General features: G+C 56.8%; 17 protein-coding genes. 6 read left to right on the top strand and 11 right to left on the bottom strand.

Annotated elements, in window-relative coordinates:
• Positions 1 to 630: 630 nt before the first annotated feature.
• From ACP4CD_RS18145 to ACP4CD_RS18125, 5 genes are all read right to left on the bottom strand, one after another.
• Positions 631 to 7,416, bottom strand: a complete 6,786-nt coding sequence (locus tag ACP4CD_RS18145; RefSeq protein ID WP_426991960.1) for an RHS repeat-associated core domain-containing protein — start codon at positions 7,414 to 7,416, stop codon at positions 631 to 633.
• The gene (locus ACP4CD_RS18140; RefSeq protein WP_426991958.1) at positions 7,311 to 7,826 is read right to left on the bottom strand and encodes a hypothetical protein; all 516 of its coding nucleotides are present in this window, start codon (positions 7,824 to 7,826) and stop codon (positions 7,311 to 7,313) included. Before ACP4CD_RS18140 ends, ACP4CD_RS18145 begins: the two co-directional genes overlap by 106 nt.
• A gap of 132 nt (positions 7,827 to 7,958) precedes the next feature.
• On the bottom strand, positions 7,959 to 9,218 hold the full coding sequence (locus ACP4CD_RS18135) for a prenyltransferase/squalene oxidase repeat-containing protein (RefSeq protein WP_426991957.1): 1,260 nt from the start codon (positions 9,216 to 9,218) through the stop codon (positions 7,959 to 7,961).
• A gap of 2 nt (positions 9,219 to 9,220) precedes the next feature.
• On the bottom strand, positions 9,221 to 9,592 hold the full coding sequence (locus ACP4CD_RS18130; protein ID WP_426991956.1) for a hypothetical protein: 372 nt from the start codon (positions 9,590 to 9,592) through the stop codon (positions 9,221 to 9,223).
• A gap of 171 nt (positions 9,593 to 9,763) precedes the next feature.
• Entirely contained in the window at positions 9,764 to 10,165 is a 402-nt protein-coding gene (locus tag ACP4CD_RS18125; protein ID WP_426991955.1) for a hypothetical protein, read from the bottom strand.
• Between the two features lie 283 nt (positions 10,166 to 10,448).
• Here ACP4CD_RS18125 and ACP4CD_RS18120 point away from each other — a divergent pair, with 283 nt between their 5' ends.
• The 4 genes from ACP4CD_RS18120 (at position 10,449) to ACP4CD_RS18105 (ending at position 14,682) form a co-directional block, all read left to right on the top strand.
• Entirely contained in the window at positions 10,449 to 10,610 is a 162-nt protein-coding gene (locus ACP4CD_RS18120) for a hypothetical protein (protein ID WP_426991953.1), read from the top strand.
• A 367-nt stretch (positions 10,611 to 10,977) separates the two neighbouring features.
• Positions 10,978 to 12,843 (top strand): M48 family metallopeptidase, encoded by a 1,866-nt coding sequence (locus ACP4CD_RS18115; protein WP_426991952.1) that lies wholly within the window; start codon positions 10,978 to 10,980, stop codon positions 12,841 to 12,843.
• 457 nt (positions 12,844 to 13,300) lie between these two features.
• Complete coding sequence (locus ACP4CD_RS18110) at positions 13,301 to 13,870, top strand: hypothetical protein (RefSeq protein ID WP_064023881.1); 570 nt, start codon at positions 13,301 to 13,303, stop codon at positions 13,868 to 13,870.
• Positions 13,871 to 14,139: 269 nt separating this feature from the next.
• Positions 14,140 to 14,682: a flavin reductase family protein gene (locus ACP4CD_RS18105; RefSeq protein WP_426991950.1), complete on the top strand. Its 543-nt coding sequence runs from the start codon at positions 14,140 to 14,142 to the stop codon at positions 14,680 to 14,682.
• Positions 14,683 to 14,743: 61 nt separating this feature from the next.
• Here the strand turns inward: ACP4CD_RS18105 and ACP4CD_RS18100 are convergent, their stop codons facing one another.
• The 3 genes from ACP4CD_RS18100 to ACP4CD_RS18090 all read right to left on the bottom strand — a co-directional run bounded on the left by ACP4CD_RS18100 (position 14,744) and on the right by ACP4CD_RS18090 (position 17,038).
• Entirely contained in the window at positions 14,744 to 14,902 is a 159-nt protein-coding gene (locus ACP4CD_RS18100) for a hypothetical protein (protein WP_426991949.1), read from the bottom strand.
• Between the two features lie 50 nt (positions 14,903 to 14,952).
• Entirely contained in the window at positions 14,953 to 15,849 is an 897-nt protein-coding gene (locus tag ACP4CD_RS18095) for a hypothetical protein (protein WP_426991947.1), read from the bottom strand.
• Between the two features lie 301 nt (positions 15,850 to 16,150).
• Positions 16,151 to 17,038 (bottom strand): ribonuclease T2 family protein, encoded by an 888-nt coding sequence (locus ACP4CD_RS18090; RefSeq protein WP_426991946.1) that lies wholly within the window; start codon positions 17,036 to 17,038, stop codon positions 16,151 to 16,153.
• Between the two features lie 352 nt (positions 17,039 to 17,390).
• On the opposite strand from ACP4CD_RS18090, the gene ACP4CD_RS18085 reads away from it, so the two are divergent.
• Positions 17,391 to 17,960, top strand: coding sequence for a hypothetical protein (locus ACP4CD_RS18085; RefSeq protein ID WP_313730282.1), 570 nt, complete (start codon positions 17,391 to 17,393; stop codon positions 17,958 to 17,960).
• A 144-nt stretch (positions 17,961 to 18,104) separates the two neighbouring features.
• Here the strand turns inward: ACP4CD_RS18085 and ACP4CD_RS18080 are convergent, their stop codons facing one another.
• A complete protein-coding gene (locus tag ACP4CD_RS18080; protein WP_168028459.1) occupies positions 18,105 to 18,641 on the bottom strand; it encodes a J domain-containing protein in 537 nt (178 codons plus the stop codon).
• 620 nt (positions 18,642 to 19,261) lie between these two features.
• Between ACP4CD_RS18080 and ACP4CD_RS18075 the strand changes: the two genes are divergently transcribed.
• A complete protein-coding gene (locus ACP4CD_RS18075) occupies positions 19,262 to 20,059 on the top strand; it encodes a VPLPA-CTERM sorting domain-containing protein (protein ID WP_426991945.1) in 798 nt (265 codons plus the stop codon).
• A 242-nt stretch (positions 20,060 to 20,301) separates the two neighbouring features.
• On the opposite strand, the gene ACP4CD_RS18070 is transcribed toward ACP4CD_RS18075, so the two are convergent.
• Both ACP4CD_RS18070 and ACP4CD_RS18065 read right to left on the bottom strand, forming a co-directional pair.
• Positions 20,302 to 20,703 (bottom strand): VOC family protein, encoded by a 402-nt coding sequence (locus ACP4CD_RS18070; protein ID WP_064023888.1) that lies wholly within the window; start codon positions 20,701 to 20,703, stop codon positions 20,302 to 20,304.
• Positions 20,704 to 20,800: 97 nt separating this feature from the next.
• Positions 20,801 to 21,301 (bottom strand): SRPBCC family protein, encoded by a 501-nt coding sequence (locus tag ACP4CD_RS18065; RefSeq protein WP_168028463.1) that lies wholly within the window; start codon positions 21,299 to 21,301, stop codon positions 20,801 to 20,803.
• Positions 21,302 to 21,303 lie beyond the last annotated feature (2 nt).

Genomic DNA, 21,303 nt, shown 5'->3' with positions numbered 1-21,303 from the left:
GTCGAAACGTTCAGGACGGGGTGCAAACCCCGTCCCGCTCAGGTTCACCGTGAAGAAATAGCAGCCGCCTGCCACAAAGTTCCGTCGATAGTTCGGCACAATCCCTCCCAAAATCAATCCATGAAGTGCACCGCCATGCAACTCCATGGGAATGGCGTAGGGCGGATTCGGAGCGCAGCGACAATCCGCCAAAACCCAAGCCAACCGCATAGCAAGGGCGCGAGCAAATTAAAAGCCATCAATGGTGGATTGCTTCGCGAATCCACCCTACGACACGTCACCGCGCGATTTATCCGCTGTACGGCCGTATCCGCCTACGGTCATAATCACGATTTCAGGTCCATATAAAATGCTTCAAGCAAATCAAAAAACCTATCAAACGCCTCGGCTTCATCATTAGAGAAAAAAACAATATCTGAGCCCAATTTTGAGAGGTTTCAATGTTAAATTTATTGGAAATAAACAACTGAAATCCATCCCAAAAATCGTTATCGCAATCAATGCCGTTACTTAGCAAAGCAAAATAATAACCATCTAAAAAGCTTTTTAACTTAAATATCGATTTACTTCCCAAATAAAGCCCTGGCCTATCTTTTATTTTGTTCAACACATCAACTTTGCACATATTAACTAAAACTTAGTTTCCTTTATTATGAAAGAGCTAAAATCCCCAAATATAGAATGCAGTTGCGACTCCCATTCGCTACGAGTAATTCCATTCGGATGAATATTATCAAATATCATACCGTCAACATCTACAGCTGAATGTTGGCCATTGGTTGAAATATTTTTTCCCAAACCATCGTGCCATATATTACCTCCAGCACCGCTATTATTAGGCGTACTGATGTCAATACGAGCCCCTTTGATTTCTAATCTTTGCAAATTCTCTACAACAGCATCTGCACATTGCTTGCACTCGAATAATCCATATTTTTTAGCTATATTAGTTATCTCAGAAACACTTTTGGCAAAAGCCCCTTTTATGGCTTGAGAACCTCCACCCGTAACACCCGCCGCCAAAAATTCCAATCCACCCTGTACGGCCCATAGCGCCGCTTGGGAGTTATTACCCACTTTATAATTAGCACGAGCATTTGTAAATGACTCGCCTCCAGGAGAAAGGAAATTCAATCCTGTCTGCACGGCGTTTTTTACCCCCGCAAACGCCGACACATTCCCGCCCGGAATCGGCGCCATTTTGGAAAGCCCCAACGGATCACTAAAACTAACCGGATTATTCCCCACATACGCATAAGGATTAATCCCATCGGCAAAGCCCGCCGGGTCGCGTTGGCCGAAGCGGCCGAGGCTGGGGTCGTAGCTTCTGGCGCGGTAGTGGATCAGACCCGTTGCGTCCGGTTCGCGGCCGGCGTAGCCGTAGCGGGGAATCGTGCCGGTTTTGTTGATCGTCTGGCCGAAGGCGTCGTATCGCGCACTGGCGGTCACGGCGCCCGCGGCGTTGCTGGTGGCGACCACCGAACCCAAGCCGTCGGCATGGTAGTAGGCGTTGCCGCTGGGCGTGTTTCTCAATAGCGGCTGGTCGAGGCCGGCGTAGGCGTAGTGGGCCTGGGCGGCGTTCCAGTTGGCGCCGTATTCGCTGAGGATGTCCCGACCGCTGTAGACGAAGCGGGTCGGGGTGCCGTTGCTGACGGTTTCGATGCGCCGGCCCTGGTGGTCGTAGCGGTAGCTTTCGGCGAGGCCGGCACCGCTGGCGGAGGCCAGGCGGTCCAGCGCGTCGTAGGCCAGGGTGAGATTGACGCCGCCGCTGCGTTGGGTTTGGTTGCCGGCGTTGTCGTAGCTATAGCTGGTCAGCAACGTGCCGGTGTCGCTACCGCTGCGAACTTGGGTCAGCTGCTGGGCGGTGTCGTACAGGTAACGACGGACGCTGCTGTCCTGGGCGGTACGCTGGCGGCGGTTGCCGTAGGCGTCGTAGGCGTAGGCTTCGACCTGCGTCAGGGTGGTACCGTTTTGAGTGGAGACGGTGCGTAGCCGGTCCAGGGTATCGTACTGGTAGCGGTAGTCGGTGACCGTGCCGGCGATAGTTTCCAGGTGGCTATTGCGCCGGCCCAGGCTGTCGTAGCCGTACTGGTGGCGGCTGACGGGGTTGTCGCCGGCGGTGCGGTTGATGAGTTCTTGGAGGTTGCCGTCAGCGCTATAACGGTAAAGACTACGGTAGCCGTTGGCCATGGCGGTTTCCTGGAGCCGGCCGCCGGCGTCGAACAGGAAATCGATGCGCTCGCCGGCACTTTGGATGGCGCTGAGGCGGCCGACGGCGTCGTAGAGGTAGTCTTGCCGCCCGCCTTCGTTGTCTTCCAGGCTGTCGAGCAAGCCGCCGGGGCTGTGGCGATAGGTAATGGTCTTGCCGCCGCGGCTGTCGGTGACCGATGCCAGACGCTGCGCGTTGTCGTAGCTGTAGTCGTAGCTGACTTCGGGGGCGTCGACGCCGGTGACTTGGCCGAGTTCGTCGTAGCGGTAGTCGGTGACGTGGGGCGCGGGGTCGGTGGCGTTGAGCTTGGCGGTTTGCCGGGTCAACAGGCCGTTGCGGCTATGGTCATACTCCCATTCGACGATATGGCCGTTGGCGGACTCGCGGCGGACGGGCTGGCCGTGGGCGTCGTAGACCCAGCGGGTGGTGTGGCCGAGAGCGTCGGTTTGTTCGATAACCCGGCCGAAGTCGTCGTAGGCGTAGATGGCCTGATCGGTCAGGGTTTCGACGCCGGTGGCGCTGCGATAGCCGGCGCGGATTTTTTGGACATCGCCCAGGGCGGTGTATTGGGTTTCGGTGACCTGGCGAATACCGGCCAACCCTAAGGCATCGTGGACGGGGCCGACGGTTTTAACCGGGCGGCCCAGGGCGTCGTAGTCGGTCAGGGTTTCGCGGCCGCCGTTATCGACGCTACGGGTGACATTGCCGTTATGGTCGTAGTAAAAGTCGGTGTAACGGCGATCGGGGGTGGTGAGGCGTCGCAGACGGCCGTTACCGGTTTTATCGTAATAAGCGTATTGGGTGACAAGGCCGTTGGGGTCGGTGGTTTTCACCGGGCGGCCGGCTTGGTCGTATTCGGTGGCGACGGCGTTGCCTTGGGCGTCGAAGGCGCGGGTCGGCCGATTCGCGGCGTCGTATTCGAAACCGACACTGTAGCCGTCGGGGTTGGTGATTTTGACCACGTTGCCGGTGGCGTCGTAGACGGTGCGGGTGGCGTTGCCGGCCGTGTCGCGCTGGGTGATGGGCCGGTCGAGGTTGTCGTATTCGGCGACTTGTTGTTGCAGCAGGCGGTAATTGCCCTGGGCATCGAAGCCGGCCAGGCTGGTGCCGATGGGGTTGCCGTTGTTGTCGTACGCGAAGTCGCGCCATTGCCGTAGTCCGTCGGTGGCGCGGGTGACTTGGCCATCGGCGTTGTAGAGGGTTTCGGCCGGGTAGAAGCGTTCGTCGACGGCGCTCGTCGGCCGGCCCAAGTTGTCGAAGCTTTGGCTCATGCTGGTGCATTGGTCGGCCAGGGCTCCGCCCAGTTGCTGAAAGCCGCAACGTTTGACCGAGACCGGATTCAGCGCCGAGGCGTCGTAGCCGTATTCGAGATAAGGGCCTGCCTGGGTGGCGAAGTCGCGCACCCGTTTGACGCGGGTCAGGTTGCCGGCCGCATCGTAGCTTTGAATGGTCCAGGCGGCGATTTGCGCGGCCGTGGGGGTCGCGGTATTGACGCCCGGCTTCAGCGCGATAGTCTCGGTGCGGTTGCCTTTGGCGTCGTAGCGGTACAGGGTGTAGTTGCCGTTGGCGTCCTTGGTTTTGGTCGGCAGGTTGAAGGCGTTGTAGTCTTCGTAAGTGACGGTGCTAGTGTCGGGCAGGGTCATGACGGTGACGTTGCCGGCCGCGCTGTAGGTATATTGCACCGCGTGGCCGAGGGCGTCGCGGCGCCGGGTTTCGCTGAGCGGGTTGGCGGTATCCTGGTATTCGTAGACCAGCCGCGAACCGTCGCCTTGCAATTGCTGCAGCGGCTGGCCGTATTCGTTGAATAAATGGGTCTGGCTATTCCCGCGCTCATCCACGGTGGTGGTTTCCCGGCGGAATTTGTTGTAGCGGAAGGTGTAGCTATGGCCCTGGCTGTCGGTGTGACGGAAGGTCTTGCCGTTGGCGTAATACTCAAACTGCATGACGTTGCCGTTCGGACGGGTGTAGCTTTTCAGCGCATGGTCCAGGTTGGTGCCATCGGCGGCCTTGTAGTAACTGTAGGCCGTCGAACCGCCGCGCCGTCCGGCCACCGCGTCTGGACTTTCGGACTTGACCAGATCGCCGCGGCTGTCGTAGCCGTAGCGGTAGGTGCGCTCGGCCCAGTCGGTAATCCGGGTAATGTGATTGCCGCCGTTGTCGTACCAGAAACGAAGCGTGCGGCCTATGCCGTCGGAGACGCTGGCCAAATTCACGCCGCTATAGCCGAAGCTTAAGACGTTGCCGTTGCGGTCGACTACGCGCGACAGGCTCGCCGTCTGCCCAGGTGTGCCGGCCAGGTCCTGGAAATAGAAGGTCAGGCCGGATTTTTCCTTCAAGCTGTATTCGCCGTTGATCTCCCGTTTGGCGGTGACTCGCAGACCGGTTTGGGGCGTGAAGTTGGTATTTACCGGAACGCCGGCAGTGGTGCCCACGACGGTCAACTTATTAGCCGCGCCGGTGCCGTCGATCCAGATTGCGGCATCGACCGCGCCGTTCGCGTCTTCGTCGAAGAACAACAACTGATGGTTGAAGCTGTGTGTCCAGCCGTAACCCAGCGGGCCATCCTTACGCACATTCGAATTGTAGGTGCGTTCGAAGACCAGATCGAGTCCGCCGCGGCCCTTGATCGTAAAATCCCGCTCCGGGTGGTAGAGGTTGCCGGACACCAGATTGACGGGGTCGCCGCCAACAGTGGTGTAGCCATTGACATTGCCGGTAAAGCTGCCCAGGCCTAAACTAGGTGTGCTGAGCTTGAGGTTGCTGTTGGCCGCTGAACCCACGCTCAGAAAGTTTGTGGTTGCCTGATTAAAGACCCCTTGATAGCCGGTGTTCAACCAGGACGAATAGTTATTGGAGATTGGCGTGGAGAGGGAATAACCACCCTGAGCGGTGATGTATTGGCCGGAAATTGCATAGCTGGTCTCTGCCGACAGTAGGTTCCGCTGGCCATCAAGGCTGGCTTTTTCCGCTATCCACACGGCTCCGGCCCAACCGTCGTAATTGATCAGGCAGCGCGGCAGGGTAATCTGGAAATAGCCCTTTGTTATGAACAAATCTATTAGATTTTGCTTGGTCTTGGCCGAATAGTTCAGGTCGAGCGGCGCAGTCGAGCAGCCGACATTCAGCAGAGTATCGACATCCGCGCTTTTGCTCAAGACCACGACGGGCAATCCGGTATCTCTGGCATATTGAAGACCGCGCACGGTGCTGACGGCATCGACGTGGGCCTGTTCTTGCCAGATGTACGATTCGTAGGCGGAACCAGAATAACCAGATAGCAGGTAACTGTCATAGTACATATGACCGGTGACAATATTAGTAGAACGGAAGCTTCCGCCAGGCACGTCCACGAGCAGTCCCTTGCGCGACACCGCAAAGGGCAGGTCGAAGACATATTCCACTTTCATCGCGGTGGAAGTGAGTCCAATGTGATGGCCGCTATCGCCGGTTTCGCCGTAGAGCTGACCTACGGTTTTGCCAGCGTTGGTGAGGTAGCCCATGTATTTCAGGCCAGCAATGTGCAGGTATTCGCCCAGGGTGGCGTCGATTTGCGCGTTCGGGTCGGCATTGGCGTCCACGGCGCCGAGTAGCTTGGCCGAGCGAGCTTCCAGCATCGCGTCGGAAGCCTGAAAGGCGTAGAGCTGGAGCGCGTGGTAGTTGTACGCGCCGATATTGTTGTATTCGACCTGATTGACGACGGCATTGTTTAGCTTAAGGCTAAGCGCCAGACGGTTGTTGCCGGAGCAGAAACCTACCGGCGTATAAGTGCCGGCGGGCGTGACGTCCGTACCGTCCTGCTTGAAAATGGGCCGAACCAAGGTTTGCAGATAGGCCGAACCGTTGGCGCAGGGCACGACCATCGAAGTACCGGATTGCCAGGCCGCGACGTTGCCGGCGGCGGTATTCGCCGTGTTGGTTTGGACGAAAGACAGGGTCAGGCGGCCGGAGGCGAGTTCGGCCATCGGCCGCTTCAGGGTCGGCGCCAGGTTGATGTCGCCGACGGGACTATTTGCCGTGGCGGGATTCTTCGCCGTGATCTCGGCGAAGTAGCGGTGGCTGTCCGGCAGCGCCGCAGTGGCGGATGGGCCGCTGCCCCAATCCTTGAATTTCAGCACCTCGTAAGGCAGCGTACTCGGCAAGACGTCGATGTTTTTCTGCACGATGCTGCCGCGATAACCGCCGCCGTGCTCCAAGGTTTTTCCCAGTGCCGCTTCCATCTGATCGCGTAGCGCTTCCTGCGGCATGACGGTGGTGCGTTTGCTCAAATAAGCGTTGTAGTCGAAGCTAAAACCCGGAATCTCGCCAACGGTCGTTCCTTGGGTATAGCCCATCTCCTTGAAGCTCGGGTCCAACGGTATCCAGTAGAAACCGCTGTTGTCGTTACGTGAGCCCCGATAATTGCCGTAGGGCACACAGGCTTCGACCCAAACGTGGGTAAAGGTAATCTCGGTCGTGGTCCAAGTTTTTGGTATTTGCCCCCGGCCCAGGCGGTTTGCGGCACCGGCCGCCGCTTTTACGCCCAGCCAGTCCAGCAGCCGCGGATCGTTAGCCGAAAAGCTGATTTCCCCCAGAACATAGCGGGCAGGGATTTTCGAAGCGCGCAACAGGGCAATCAACAACGAGGCCTGGTCGGTGGCATTACCGGAACCGCTGACCATCGTCGTCGCCGCGCCCTTCAACGAGCCGAAATAGGGTTGGAATTCGATTTGGTTTTTGACGTATTGGTAAATCTCAGTCGGCGAATAGTGCAGTTTCTCGGCAAGTGCCAGAATTTGAGGATCGTTCAGTTTGATTTCCGGCAAGGCGTCGCCAATATCTGCCGGCAGGTAACCGCAAGCGGCGGCTTCGGGCGCGGGGGCTTGCGGCGCGGCAGCCTGGGCGGCGCCGATTCCTAATGCATCCAGCAATGTGTCGGCGGATACTTTGGCCAGCCTGGAGTGATCCGGCGCTTCAATGCGGCTGGTGTTGGCGCCGGAAGGTGCGGCGTAGGCGGGCGGCGGCGCGTTCGGCGTATCGTCGGGGGTCAGCGTTGTCGGTTCCTGCAGGGTAAACGTCGGTTGGGATGGAACCCGAACCTCGGCCGTCGGCGGCTGAAGCTGCTTCAACAGATTTTGCAGGTTCGCCTCGGCCCGCTGGCGTTCGCCGTCCGTTTTGGCGTCGAGCACCTTGTCGAACGCGGCGTCGAGGCGGTCGAAGCGGTCGCGCACTTGTTCAGCCAGCGCCGAATCTTCGAGGCCTTGGCCGGCGAGCCAGCTGTCGATTTGGGAACGGTAGGCGAGGAAGCCATCTCTTTTTGCCGCAACTGCTCGGTGCGCGGCGACAGGTTGCCGTTGCCGGTGGAAGACGCTTCGGCGAGCAACTGTTGGGTGGCCCGGTGATCGCTGGCGATACCCTGGGACCAGTTTTCGGTTTCGCTGGGGTGTCCGTCGCCGGTGTAGGCGGCTGCCATGGTCCCGGCCATGGAGTCGAAATCGGGCATTGTCGCGTCGGTGCGCCGCGACGCCGGCTTGGCCGTTTGGGTCTTGACCGACCCGGCACTTGCCACCGGAGAGTCAGTAACGGCGGGTTGTTTGCCGGGATAAAGCCATGCCAAGGCCAGTATCGTGGTAACTGCCAAGACGGCAACGATTGGAAGTCGCGATGTCGCTCGCGGCGTATTGTTTTGCATGTGTTAGGGTCTCCAAGAACGCATCCGTGCGCAGCCACTAACAGAGGCGGCAATACGGCCTGATTAGGGTTTATCTTCCGGCTATAGCAATGTGTTAATGACGCCGATCACCGCCGGTTCGTTTACGGCGGGGTTGCGCCCGATTTGAACTTCGGCGCCGTCGCCCAGGTTGTCGTGATCGCTGTCGACGACATCGGGGTCGCTACCGTGGCGGAATTCTTCGAGATTCGAGAGCTGGTCGCCGTCGGGGTCTAATCCCGCATCGCCCGGATCATAGGGATTAAAACCATAGGTTTTTTCCCAGACATTGGGCATACCGTCCTTATCCGTATCCCAATAATCGGGATAATTGCTCCATTCGAGACTGTCGGGAATACCGTCGTGATCGGTATCGGCAGCGAGCGGATTCAGTTTGTCGCGCAGTTCGAAATAGCTTGGGACGCCGTCGTTGTCCGTGTCGGTTGTGATGTCGTTTACCGCAATGACGCGCAGAAATCCGGGCACGGTTACGGCGCCTAGGCTGTCTTTCAGGTTCAGTACGAACGGATAGGAGCCGGCCGCGGTGGGCGTACCGGTTAGCGACCAAGGTGCCGTGGCACTCACCGCAACGCCGGGCGGCAGTTGTCCACCGCCGAACGACCAGTTATAGCCTGGCGTGCCGCCTGCCGCCGACAGCGGATAGGAAAAGGCGGCATTGGCGAGGACTTCCGTTACGACCGGATTACCTTGCAATCCGGTTGGGTTGGGGGTGGCGGTCAGGCCATTTTGCGGCTGCAATTTCCAGCTGTCGGTTAGGTTCGGGTCGGTGCCTACCAAGGGCTCGACCGCGTCGGGAATCCCGTCGTGATCGGCGTCGGCCATGATGGTGGCGGGAAAGGTGCGCAAGGAGAGTGCCGTCGTGTAGGCATCATTATTCCAACTACCGTTGGCTGCTTGCCGGTTCTGCAGGAAGGAGGAGGCCTGCATCAAGGCGGTATCAGTGCCCGCTGGCGCAAGGCCCACGCTCGTAGCCGCTTGCAAGGCTAAGTAAGCGATGGCCGTGGCCCGTTCCGAACCGGTGTCGGCACCGTGGTCCGTAAATCGGCCATCGCTTTGTTTTTTGGACAAAAGCCAGTTAGCTGCACGAGAGACTTGCGTACCTGCGGCGCTTTGTCCGTCTTGATATAAACGGCTCAGCGCCGTGACGTTGCTTGCAGTCGGCAAAATGGCAGGCGTTTTGTTTGCGCCCAGGGTGCCGCCCCAGTAGGACCATCCCTGGTTTCCGCTTCCCTGCCCAGTAGCGGTGAGGTTCGAATAAGGGGTGACGGGCGCTGTAACTCCGGCCGCGCGCAAGGCTTCCATCGCTAGTCCGGAATCGGGAAATCCGCCGCCATATCCGGCGTAGCCCCCCATAACCTGGCAGTATTGTCCTGCTTTAGCAGATCGTCACTCAAGCCTAGTTCGGCAGTATGTACGCCGGCATTTTCCAAAGCGATGATTTTCCGGGCCAGGGAGTCGACACTGTCGGTTTTTTGATTTGAAAGCCAAGCCAGCGCACGGGTGTAATGGAAGCCTTTGTCGGCGCTGGCGTTTTTTAGCGCGGCCAAGGCTTCCGCAGTAGCCGCGACCTCTGCTCCACCTTGGCCCCAACTGCCGTCGCCATTTTGGTGTTGGATCAGCCAGCCGATGGCTTCGGCACGATCCGCATCCTGGTTGGCGACAGCGGTATTAAACACGGTGGCAACCATCGTGGATAGGCAGACGATCCGAGGAATCAGTCTTTCACGTTTATACCTTTTCAAGGTTCCCTCGCCTTTCAACATTGTTCCTCAAGTTAGACCAACGGAGCGTTTATATACATACGCGCAACGGTCTTCTAAATGAATCACGGTAATTTTGGGCAATCGCTAATCTGCGTTGAGAATAATATTGTCAATGCTGTTGAAATTGCTAATGGTGCAAGTCTTTGAATAAATCATAATGGTCTTGCCAGTTGCTATGGCTAGCGAGACTTGAGAAAGGATTACCTTCTGCGCGTCGGACGGTGCGCCACTTGCTGGATAAACCATATGGAACCGGGTTGTCGAAGTGCCATAGTTTGTGCAGGAGTTAGTGTTATTGGTGGCCGCTGGGTCCATATAGACGAAAAAGCCGCCTTCCCATGATTCCGTAAATTTGATTTTGCCCCATGTCGTCGACCATCCTTCCGCCCACCCTGACGCGGGAATCGACAGTGTGCCGGCAAGCGTAATATAGATGCTCGATTGCAACAGTACTCTTCCTACGCGTCGAACGATTTTTTTCCGCATGGCTTTTCTCCAAGGCCGTAATTTAAATAAATTTGTTGGGGTATCAAGAGGCTAACCAGCAGTATGCCTTATATTCGGCTATTTACATTCGCACAATGCCCGTTGGTTATTGCGTCTGGGGTGGTGCAGTGTGCAAGAAACAAAATCATCTCCTTTCTGGAGAAGGGTTCTTTCATTCGACCCTCCCGAGAAGGCTTCAGTAGTGCTAACTTCAAGCAACTAAGACGAAACTGCGGCAGTCCATAGTTTGGCAAGGGTAATCTATTGTCTAGCGTTCCAGTCTATGCGTCAATACTTGTGCAAACACTCCAAGTTGGAAGTCGAGTTGCAAGTGGAAATGCTAGGCTTGCTTGTCAATGCCCCCGAAACCGATCAACAAGAAGTTAACGACGAGTACGCCGACAAAGTGGCTCGCCGATTTAGTGGGGCAAAAGCCGAGTCTTAAAGCATCTAAATCCCAGAAACGCAGGTCAAATCGCTATAAGCGGAGATTATTTCAATAAATCCCTTGAAGTACATCTTTGTCAAAGTGGGAAACTTGGATTGCGGGCACTTGTGAAGCCCGTGCTGAGTAGTAACAGATGCTTTAACTTAAGCGCTGCACAAAGTCATCGCAATTCGCCGGTAACGGGAAATTATCCTTTTCTTGGCGGCGATATGCGATGCGGCAAATCGTTCGATGCTTCTCAAGCAACGGCACGCCTACCCACAAACGCCGAAAACGACGTATTATTTCCGTTAGATCGTCATAGGGTATTATCGGGACATCGCTCCCGGAAGCCCGCCTGACCCGCGCTTTTAAAGGAGTTCTCATGAAAACCACCACTCAGCAACGCGAACATCTGGAAGCCTTGATCGGCCGGGCCGAGCAGGAAGCCAAGCGCCAGCCGCGGCGTTATCGGGCCAAGGTCGGCTTGCTGGCGCTACTGGGTTATTTGGTGATCTTCGGCATGCTGTTTACCTTGGTGGCGATCAGTGTCGGCATTGGTTGGGCGGCGCTGGCGAGTACCACGTTCGCGATATTGCTGCTGAAGAAGAAGTTGATCGTTGTCATTCTGGCGATGATGTACGTGTTGCTGCGGGCACTGTGGGTGAAGTTCGAGCCGCCGACCGGCTACCGTTTGACCGCCAAGCACTATCCGAAATTGTTCGAACGCTTGAAAACGCTCAGCCGGCAATTGCGCGCGCCCAGGATTCATCAAGTCATTTTGACCCCGGAATACAACGCCGCGATCGTGCAAACCCCACGCTTGGGCGTGTTCGGCTTTCCGAAAAACACGCTGTTTTTGGGTTTGGAATTGTTGCTGAGCCTGTCGCCGGCCCAGGCCGAAGCGGTGATCGCCCACGAATTGGGCCACTTGTCGGCCGCCCACAGCCGATTCGCCGGCTGGATTTATCGGGTGCGCTTAAGCTGGCAACGCATCGTCGCCGGGTTGGAGCGTCAACAAAACATCGGCGCCTCGCTGATGCGGCGGTTTTTCGATTGGTATGCGCCCACCTTCGCCGCCTATTCCTTCGCACTCGCTCGCACCAACGAATTCGCGGCCGACGCGGTGGCCGCGCAACTGACCAGCCGCCACGATGCCGCGCAAGCCCTGGTCAATACCTACGTGGTCAGCGGTTTGGTCAACGAGCATTTCTGGACGCCCTTCCTGAAGCAGGCCGACACTAGCGAGCTGCCGACGGCGCCGTTCAAACCCTTGCGCGATTTCCTGCGCCAACCGCCGTTCGAAACCGCCGATTTGCACGCGAAAGTTGCCGAAGCCTTGAAGGTCGCCACCGGCCATTACGACACTCATCCGGCGCTGAGCGACCGGCTGCAAGCCCTGCAAACCGAGGCACCGTTGCCGAAAATGCCGGCCGATTCGGCCGCGCGGGCGTGGTTGGGCGGCGAACTGGACCGGGTTTTGGCGGATTTCGACGCCGATTGGCTGAAAAACAACGACGACAAATGGCGGGAGCGCTACCGCTATTGCCAGGAAGGCCGGCAAACCTTGGCGGAATTGTCCCAACAGGCTTCCGAAACCCTCAGCGCCGCGCAACATTGGCAATTGGCGGTGTTGACCGAGGAATTCGCGCCGGACATCGATCCGCTACCGCTGTTTCAAAGCTATCGCGCCGCCCACGCCGATGCGGACGCCGATTTTGTAATCGGCCGGCTGCTGCTGAAACGCGATGACAGCGCCGGCATCGCGGCCATCGAGGCTGCCATCGCCGCGAAGCCGGAGTTGACGCTGGAGGGTTGCCGCTGGTTGGACTATTTCTACCGGCGGCGCGGCGACGAAGCCGCCGCCGATGATTGCCTGAAACGGGCCGAGCGGCAGATGGACATCAACCGGGCGGCGGGGCTGGAGCGGGATACGCTGACCCGCAAGGATAGGTTCGTCAAACCGCGGGCGGACGAGGCCTCGCTGGCGGCGATTCGCGCTGCCGCGGCCGAAGTGGCCGGCGTCAAACGCGTTTGGCTGGCCGAAAAGCCGATGCAACACTATCCCGAAGCCAAGACGTATGCCGTGGTATTCGCCAAATCCGCTTTCGCCAACGAGAAGAAATTGACGCGACAATTGTTGGAGCGTCTGTCGTTGCCGCACACGCTATTCGTGCTGGCCAAGTCCGGGTCGCATGCCGCGATCGCCAAGCGCGCGATCAAGGCGGGTAGCGAGATATATCGGCGGTAGATGCGGCGTGTCGCGGAATGTTATCGGTCGACACCCCCACTGTTTCGAGAATGCCTTAGCGGCGAGTGGCGGTTGCTGGGCGGAGCTGAGGTTGCTGAGCGGAGCCGAAGCAAAGCCGCTTCAATAAGGCCCGGCGGGTGCCGGGGAATGCGACGCAGGATGGAACATACAAGGGTACGCACTGCGTACCCCACATCTATCAGATGGAATAGCCCAGTAGTCGCCGCGGCGTTATTGGGGAAGCTGATTCGGGATGAAGCGGATTTTCTAGTGTATTTCAATTGTATTCATAATAGACCGACAAAACTAACTGGTTAATGCCGTTAAAAGGCTGGCCATACTCGACTTGTCACCAATGCGTCTAACGCGACGTCCATCCTCTAACTTTGGCACGAATTGATGAAGACTTATATCGAATTAACTAGCTTTAACATACAGCCATTTTAGGAGATCAATTATGCGAGCGCTTCAATTTCCCTTAGCGATTGCGCTATTTTTTTGTTTTCTATATGCCGCAAATGCTAACGTATATCTTAATGAAATAAACGAGATTGACAATGACGAGATTGGCGTAGTCATCAATATGAAGTATTACCCGAGGGACAAACTTGTTGTATACTCATTTGAGGTCTCAAACAAAGGCAAAAACCCAATATTCTTGCCTCCCAAATATGACGCAACGACTCCACCGCACAAAGGTTTCGATCCTTTTTGCGATATCGAGCTTAAAATCAACGACCGATGGGTTCACTGGATCGATAATCGTCGAGTTCCGGGTTGGGAAAAACAGAATGGCGGCATGACTTATTCCCCATTTTATGTAGGCACACTTCGTGTGAATGCTCAACCCATACCATTAGAAACAAATAATCGGGAAATAAAATTTCGTTCAGTACCGACTTTTCCACAAGCCATTCGAGTAAGTTTTCCTTATAAAACCAAATTGCAAGATAAGGACGAAAAAATCGCAATTTTTGTTTTAGAACAAAAATCCCTGGAAGAATACCGAAAACTGTTGTCTGAATAAGCCAAGAAAATAGCCTCGATGGAATCGAGGATTCGAAGACATACCCCTACAAGTCGCCGATGTTAGTCTCGTGACAGAACCGCCGACACCCTCGATTCCGCTAACACTGCATCGCGGCTACGCAATACCAACCAGTACGAACCTACCGCGTTGTTTCCGGCTTCGCTACGGTGATAAGCTTATGCCTGTACCCGTGGTACGCGACGCATCACGACCGCTTGTGAAGCTGTGACGGCTTTACCGGCGTCCCCCTTTCGGAGTCTAGCCGGATGAAAACCCTGCCCCTCAACCACGCCTTCACGTTGATCGAACCCGGCCCGGTGGTGTGGGTGACGACCAACGACGGCCGGCGCGACAACGTGATGACTATTTCCTGGAGCATGGTGCTGGACTTCTCGCCCAAATTCGCGATCGCAACCGGGCCGTGGAACCATTCCTATCAAGCGCTTCGCGACACCAAGGCCTGCGTGCTGGCGATTCCGACGCTGGACTTGCTCGACCGGGTGGTCGGCATAGGCATTTGCTCGGGCAGCGATACCGACAAATTCGCCAAATTCGGTTTGACCGCCCTACGCGGCCAGCACGTCGCGGCGCCTTTAATCCAAGAATGCTTAGCGAACATCGAATGCCGGGTGATCGACATCGTCGAACGCCATAACATCGTCGTGCTGGAGGGGCTGGCCGCTTACCTTGACGACGAACGCGCGGAACGCCGCACCCTGCACGCAGTCGGCGACGGCAGTTTCGTTGCCGACGGCATAAAACTGGATCGGCGCGAGATGATGGCGGCGAAATTGCCCGACGGTATCTGATCGCCCATCCGCAAAAGCGGCGGATTTCGGTCGGTTCCGGCATTCGTTTTTAGCGACGACGCTAGCGCGGTGGGTTCATGCCGCCGCTTGCGGTCTGGAACGCGACGACGGATGTTCCGAACTCGGCGATTCTGGTTTCGAGCTCTCCGACAAAACCGTCGAGCTTTTTGGAAAACGTTATCCTGCCGAACGGCAAGGTTTCGGCGACGAGTTCGAACAATCGCGTTATTTTCTAAAAACGCCGTGCTTCGAGCGGCAACGGCCGAGAAACTATCTGTAACGGGCGTGTTCCGAGGCCGAAGTCTCGGGTTCGATCACCCCGCACGCCGCTACGACGTTCGATTGCCGCAGCTTTAAATCGTGAAATTGCACATAGCTTAGCGCGCAAAAATAGGAACCGACGCAGACAATCCATACACCATAAACCACTTCGCGAATAACGCTGGTTTGTCCATCCGCTCCCCAACCCTCGGTCAGACTGTCTGCTGCGGCACACAATAGTGCCGCAACCAAAGTCGGAGCCAGATAGATCACGGCTGCGGATATCACGTGTCCCCAAGCCAACTTGCAGCTGGCCTGCAATGAGGCATACGCGGGCAAGGCATCGATAACGACAAAATAAGGATAGAAGGCCAGTGAAACCGCTATAGCGGCAGCAAGGTACGCCCCTAATACCACACCGATGACCATTGAAATTCCCATGACGATGGAATTGTCGGCGCCTGACAGGACGGTGGAAATCAACATAGGGATGAAAGACACTGTGCCTATCATCATCATGCCGGTCAATCCAACCAGGATAGACGGCAGAAGTGTGGCAAGAAATAAAGGCCATATCTTTTTTACGCCTATCATGAATACTTGCTTAAAGCTTTCCTCTCGTCCTTTTGCGACACTATCAAAACGTTGAACCATACAGGCGTATGCCCAAAATAAACAAAGCATGGTCGGTAACCAAAGGATTGTTTGTATCGTTTCAATGATAGAGACTGCGTCTGCATTCCTGTCCAACACGCTCGGCAATAGCGCTAAACCCCATTCAACAGAAAAAATCGCCGCCAAAATCCAAAATAAGGCCAATAGTTTGGGCAGGCTTTCGATATACAACTTAATGCTGGTTTCTAAAACGGCATACTTGCCGATAGGTTGCGAAGACAATAATGGCATGACGGCTCCGAAATTAGTTATGGTGGAGTAGCAAGGTCGCCCGCAAATGACGAATACGGCATTCGGATCGGGGCTATCAATGCTGTAAACAACCGGCACCGCATCGTTCGCGATTGATGCGGTTTACAAACACACTCGCGCCGAACGCCTGATTTCGAACGAACGTTGACCGTTGGCGAGCGGCGTTTCATCCGGCGGCGCTGGACTCTAGGTTGCGCGTCGCCATCCCAGCCGGAGCGCTCCCGGCAAAGCGTAAATCGCAGGAAGCGCCCACAACCGCCACACTAGTCAATTAAAAAAGTTAGGGCGCTTTTTTCCAGCCCGCCGCAACCGCCTGTTCGACGTTATCGAAGCAGCGTTCGCCCTTGCTGAAGTCGATGACCACGCTGGCATAGGTCGGATGGCTGGGTTCGAAGTAGAGTTTGCGATGCTTGGCCGAGATATTGCCCTTGACCGGGCAGGCGTTGGCATCGCCGTTGCCGGCGTTCGTATCGCCGCCGCCGGACTGGCCGCCCGTCTGGCCTCCCGGTTGCTCGCCGGGCCTGGGACAGGCAAACGGCGCGAAGTCCCGGTCGTAGCAAATCCGCCATTCCTTGGCCTTGCGGTCGAAGTAAACGCTGTCCTCGGGCAGCTGCGGATTGTGTAGCACGAACCAAGCCTTGCCCTGAGCTTCGTTGGTCATTTGCCGACTCGGCAGATGCAATGCGTTATGCAGCGCCAGGGCTTTATCGAAATAGGCCTCCGGCGTGCGCAGGTGTTGATCGATCATGCAGGTGCCGTGGTTCTCGAATTCGTGCTGCAACAACCACACGCTGGGCGTCATGCAGAAATATTTCGCCAGTAACGCCCGGTCGATTTTGGGCTGATCGCCGCCGCAGGCGCGCGGGTAGTCATTGGGTTTGGCCACGCTGCCTTGCGGCCAGAGTCCGTGCAGGATGTAGCCGAAGTGGGCCTTGCCGCCGCATTGCAGATAGTCTTTTTGGCCCGGACGGCGTTGCCCGCCCTTCTGGGCACAATAGCTCGGGGCCCAGGAATAAGACAAAACATAGAACTCCGACGGCCGGTCTTGGGTTGGATCGGCGACCACATTGTAAGACTCATAAGTATCTTTCGGATCGACGCAGTCGGCATGGGCGAGGACGGCGACCAGCGCCAGGCAAACCGCGGCAAACAATTTGGTTCGGGACATGGACACTCCTCTGGGGCGTTATCAGGGTTAAGCCGGCGCGCACGGGACGACGCGCGCTAGACTGATTATGCCGCGAATACTGTGACAAAATGAAGACTTTAACCCACCAATCGGCGGATCGGCCCGGCTCGAGCGGTCGGCGTTCTATCCAAATCAAAATCTCGCGGCATACTAGCCGCTGTCAGTTTAGACCCCAGGCAGGCCATCGCGGGAAAGTTGCCGTTCGCTAGCCGGGTTAGACGACGCGAAACGGGCGGTTAGCCTTTAACACCGGCTAGCGTTACACTTCAGCTCGGCTATAACTATGGCCGCGGAGTGCCTTGGTAGTTTTTTCAGCCGATAGGGGGAGAACATGAGTAACTCTTTAAAATTTAATTTGGACGACCACATACTGGCCGAATTGGTCGAAGTCTGGTACGCCAAAATGCGCGACGATTTCCGCATTAACCGTTATTTTTACGACCGGCCGATCGCCGACCAGATCGCGTCGTTGAAGAACCTGATGCGCGCATTGCTGGCGAACCAGACCGTCGATCCGGCAACCTTGTCCAGGCTGGCGGACGAGGCGTTTACCGCGGCCTTTGCCCGAGGCAACGCCAAACCGAGTTTGGTCAACAATCGCGATTTCGCGTTTCTGGGCGCGCTGATGAACGGCAATATCGTCGGCGACGACGACGGCACGCCGCGCTTGACCTTGCTTTGCCCGGCGCATTCTCACTTTCTGCGTTTACAACCGGTGGACGACGTTTACGACGTGGCTTTGGAGCTACTGCAAGCAACGCTGGAGCAATTGAAAATCGCCGATGAGACGGCCGTGCGCCTGATCAATTTCGTCGCGCTGGGCAAAAAGTCGCTGATGGGCAGAGGCGAGCCGATTTTTGACGACGAAGAACATTCCAGCCGTTTCAGTACCCATGGCTAAGCTAAGCCTTTAATACGGCGGCGCTATCCTCGGCAAACTTCAACCTTGAAGATGTTTTAGCCGCGAACCGCATCTCGATAGCCTGCCGGGTTAAGCCGGTTAGGCGAACGCGGCCCGCGTTTTTATCATCCGCGTTGGATTAGTTCACGAAGCGCGTTCCAGCAAGGCGTTGCGTGCTTCGGTAATCCGAATGAATTGTTCGTGGCTGCCGCCGACATCGGGATGGGTCTTTTGGGCGAGCCGGCGAAACGCGGCTTTAATTTGCGCGGCCTCCAGCACGCCTTCGAGCGGCAGATTCAGGGTCTCCCGATGCCGCTGGTCACCGAGCGTACGGTCCTGCCCCGGATAGCGAAAACGGCTCTGATTGTGACGGGCCTGGTATTCGAACAATCTTTCTTGAGCCGCGCGGCGCAGCTTTAACGATTCCCGGCGCAACGCCACCTGATCCTCCCGCCATTTTTGCCGGGACATTACCGTACAGGCTTCGAAGTCTATCCAGCCGTTGGCCTCCAACCGGTCAAGATCAAACGGGCCGACCATGTCGTACGGTTCCTCCAGCCAAGCGCTCTTACCCAGCGGACCGGCTTCGACTTGGCCGATGGTCACGGTATCCACGATGCCGAGCGAGCCATTCCAAATCACCCAAAGTTCTTCTTCCTCCGGCCACGGATTTTGATGCATGGTCTTTACCTGATTGGCGAATTAACAAGAATGTTTCGGTAAAGCTGCAAGATAAATACCAAGCCGATTGACCCTCGCTGGATGCCCGCCAAACCTGGCTTGACGGCGTTTTAACGCCAATTCGCCGGTTTCGGCATTCCGTACTTAGCCGCCTATCCGGCACCGAAATGCCGACAGACTGTGGGTTTTGAAACAAGCCGGTTGCCGAGGCAAACGGCTGGAGCGAATTCCTGGCGTCGGCACCGCTTAGCCGGCAGCGCAATCGGCAAATTCGGTCGTACGTCAAAGAACTCGCCGCATAAGACTCGGAACCGAGTTTACGGCGCTACTGAATATTCGGCGGATTACCGTTGGTGTCCTCCGCTTTCCCTTAATAATAAATCGCCAAACGGGAGTCCTTCGAATGGGATTTTAGGATTACGTGCACAGCGGCAAATATACGTCGATTATTTTTACAGTAGTTTTTTTAAGGAAGTTTTCTTTAGGAAAAATTCTTTATAAAACAGCCGCCTGCAAGTCAGGCATCAACCGGATTTATTATTGCTTGCCAATTGCCGGTGAAATCCAAAATCGGCTTGATCCGCGAAAAGTTATTCCCACAGTTATTTAAGGAGAAAATCATGCGCCACGCTAATTGGTTAATCTTGGCATTATCCATTCCATGTCTGTCAAACACCGCGCTCGCGGCCTCGGCCTCGGCCTCCGCCGGCGCGTCGCTAGACTGGAGTACGTTTTCGGTTTCCACGATCAGTCTGGGCGCCGGCACGCCGATGCTGACCTGGATAGACAGCAGTTATTCGGCCAGTACCTCGGCCATCACCTCCGGGCCGGATCTTTCACAAACCGATTTTGTGCCTGACTGGGGGACCGGTTCGCTATCGAGCGCCGGTGACTCATCGACTCAGGCATGGGCTGAAATCGCCGCGGACGCCATTTCGGCCAACGCCAGCGACGTGAACCCGACCGGCGGCAGCAGCGCGACCGCCTCGGCGATTCGGCACGGCGAATTCACCGTGTCCGGCAACGGCTTGATTCTGTTTTCGGTGACGTATTCGTTAGCCATCGACTTTTACCCGGATGGCTACTCACCGAGCTCTAACGCGACCGCCAGCGCCACCTTGGGCGCCGCTAAAGCCACCTCATCCAGCAACAGCAACCATCTTGCCTACGAGCTGCTGTTCCCGTCGTCCCCCTCCAGCGGCTTCGCGCATTCCGAACGGAAAACCGGTACGCTCTACTTGCCGGTCGTGGTTGCCGACGGCGAGATCTACAGTTTTTACGCTCAAGCGACTAGCAGCGCGGCAATCAGCGGTTCGACCGACGTCCCCAGCGTGCCTTTGCCCGCCGCGGTATGGCCCTTTGTTTCCGGCTTGATCGGCCTGGCCGGTGCTTCGCTAAGCCGACGTCGCATCGCGTAAATCGATTGGATTACCGGAGCGCCTAGCCCGTGTCGTTGGATGCTACGATCCCGGCGAGCCGGGTTATTCGGCCTCTGCCTTGGAAGTCCACCTATACAGCATGGATCGAAGAGGCTGAATGGAATATCCCAACGCCATCGTAAGCTTTACGTGTGGATAGCCATCGAACGGTGCCGGACTGCTCCGGCACTACTTGAAAACCGACGCTGTTGATTGGCGGGCTACCTTGATGCCGACCGCGCTTACCCGCAATGCGTCGGCAAATAGCTGATAATGCCGAACACCGCGCCTTGCGGGTCTTGCAACATACTGAAGCGGCCCAGCTTGGGAATATCCTGCGGCGGCACGCACACGCTGGCACCCAGTGCGGTAGCCCGCGCCACGGTGGCGTCGACATCGTTCACGGTGATGTAACTCCCCCAATGCGGCGGCATGCCGGCCGCGCCGGGCGGAATGGCCATCATCCCGGCCACCGGTTCGCCGTCGAGCTTGGCAACCGAATAATCGACGCCGGGCGGTGCGTTCGGCGCCGGCTCCAGCGTCCAGTCGAACAAGTTGGCATAAAAGTCTTTCGCGGCTGCCGGATCGGTGGTTAACAATTCGCACCAGCTAAATGTGCCGTGACGTAACGTGGGATTGCTCATATTGGATTCCTGGATGATGTTTGAAAAAAGGAGGCTGAATCTGCCTGAGCCGGAAACATTCGGCACTGATAAATTCTAGCGGCAAAACTAACCCGCATCAGCAACTTTTCATGTACGCCACCAATTGTTCGAAGGCCTTGCCCCAACCGTCCTCGAAACCCATCGCGGCGTGCTGATCGCTGCCGGCGACATCGGCGTGCAACACCGTGGCTTTGTAGAGCGTGCCTTGCGGGTGATCGCTGAGCTCGATAATGCCGGTCATCGCAAAGTCGCCGCAGGCTGCCGGCTCATCCCCGGCGCTGAACCGTTTCGGCCGAAAGCCGGGCAACAACGCATTGGTCCAAACCAGGCGGCGGTTTTCGACGATGTCCAAATAAGTACCGAGATGCGGAAATTCCTCGCCCTCCGGCGAGCGCATCGTGGTCCGAAACGCGCCGCCGGGCTTTAAATCGATTTCGCAGGCCACGGTTTTCCACGGCAGCGGGCAAAACCAGGGCAGCACATGCGCGGGCACGGTCCACGCTTGCCAGATTTTGTCCTTAGGAAGGTCGGTGATGCGTTCGAATGTCAGGTCGAGTCGCGGATCTAAATCGGTCATCG

Source organism: Methylomonas stagni, from assembly GCF_050154735.1.
GTDB classification, from domain to species: domain Bacteria; phylum Pseudomonadota; class Gammaproteobacteria; order Methylococcales; family Methylomonadaceae; genus Methylomonas; species Methylomonas koyamae_A.
Note: the sequence above shows the minus strand (reverse complement) of the source record. Positions and strands in the feature narration are given on the sequence as shown.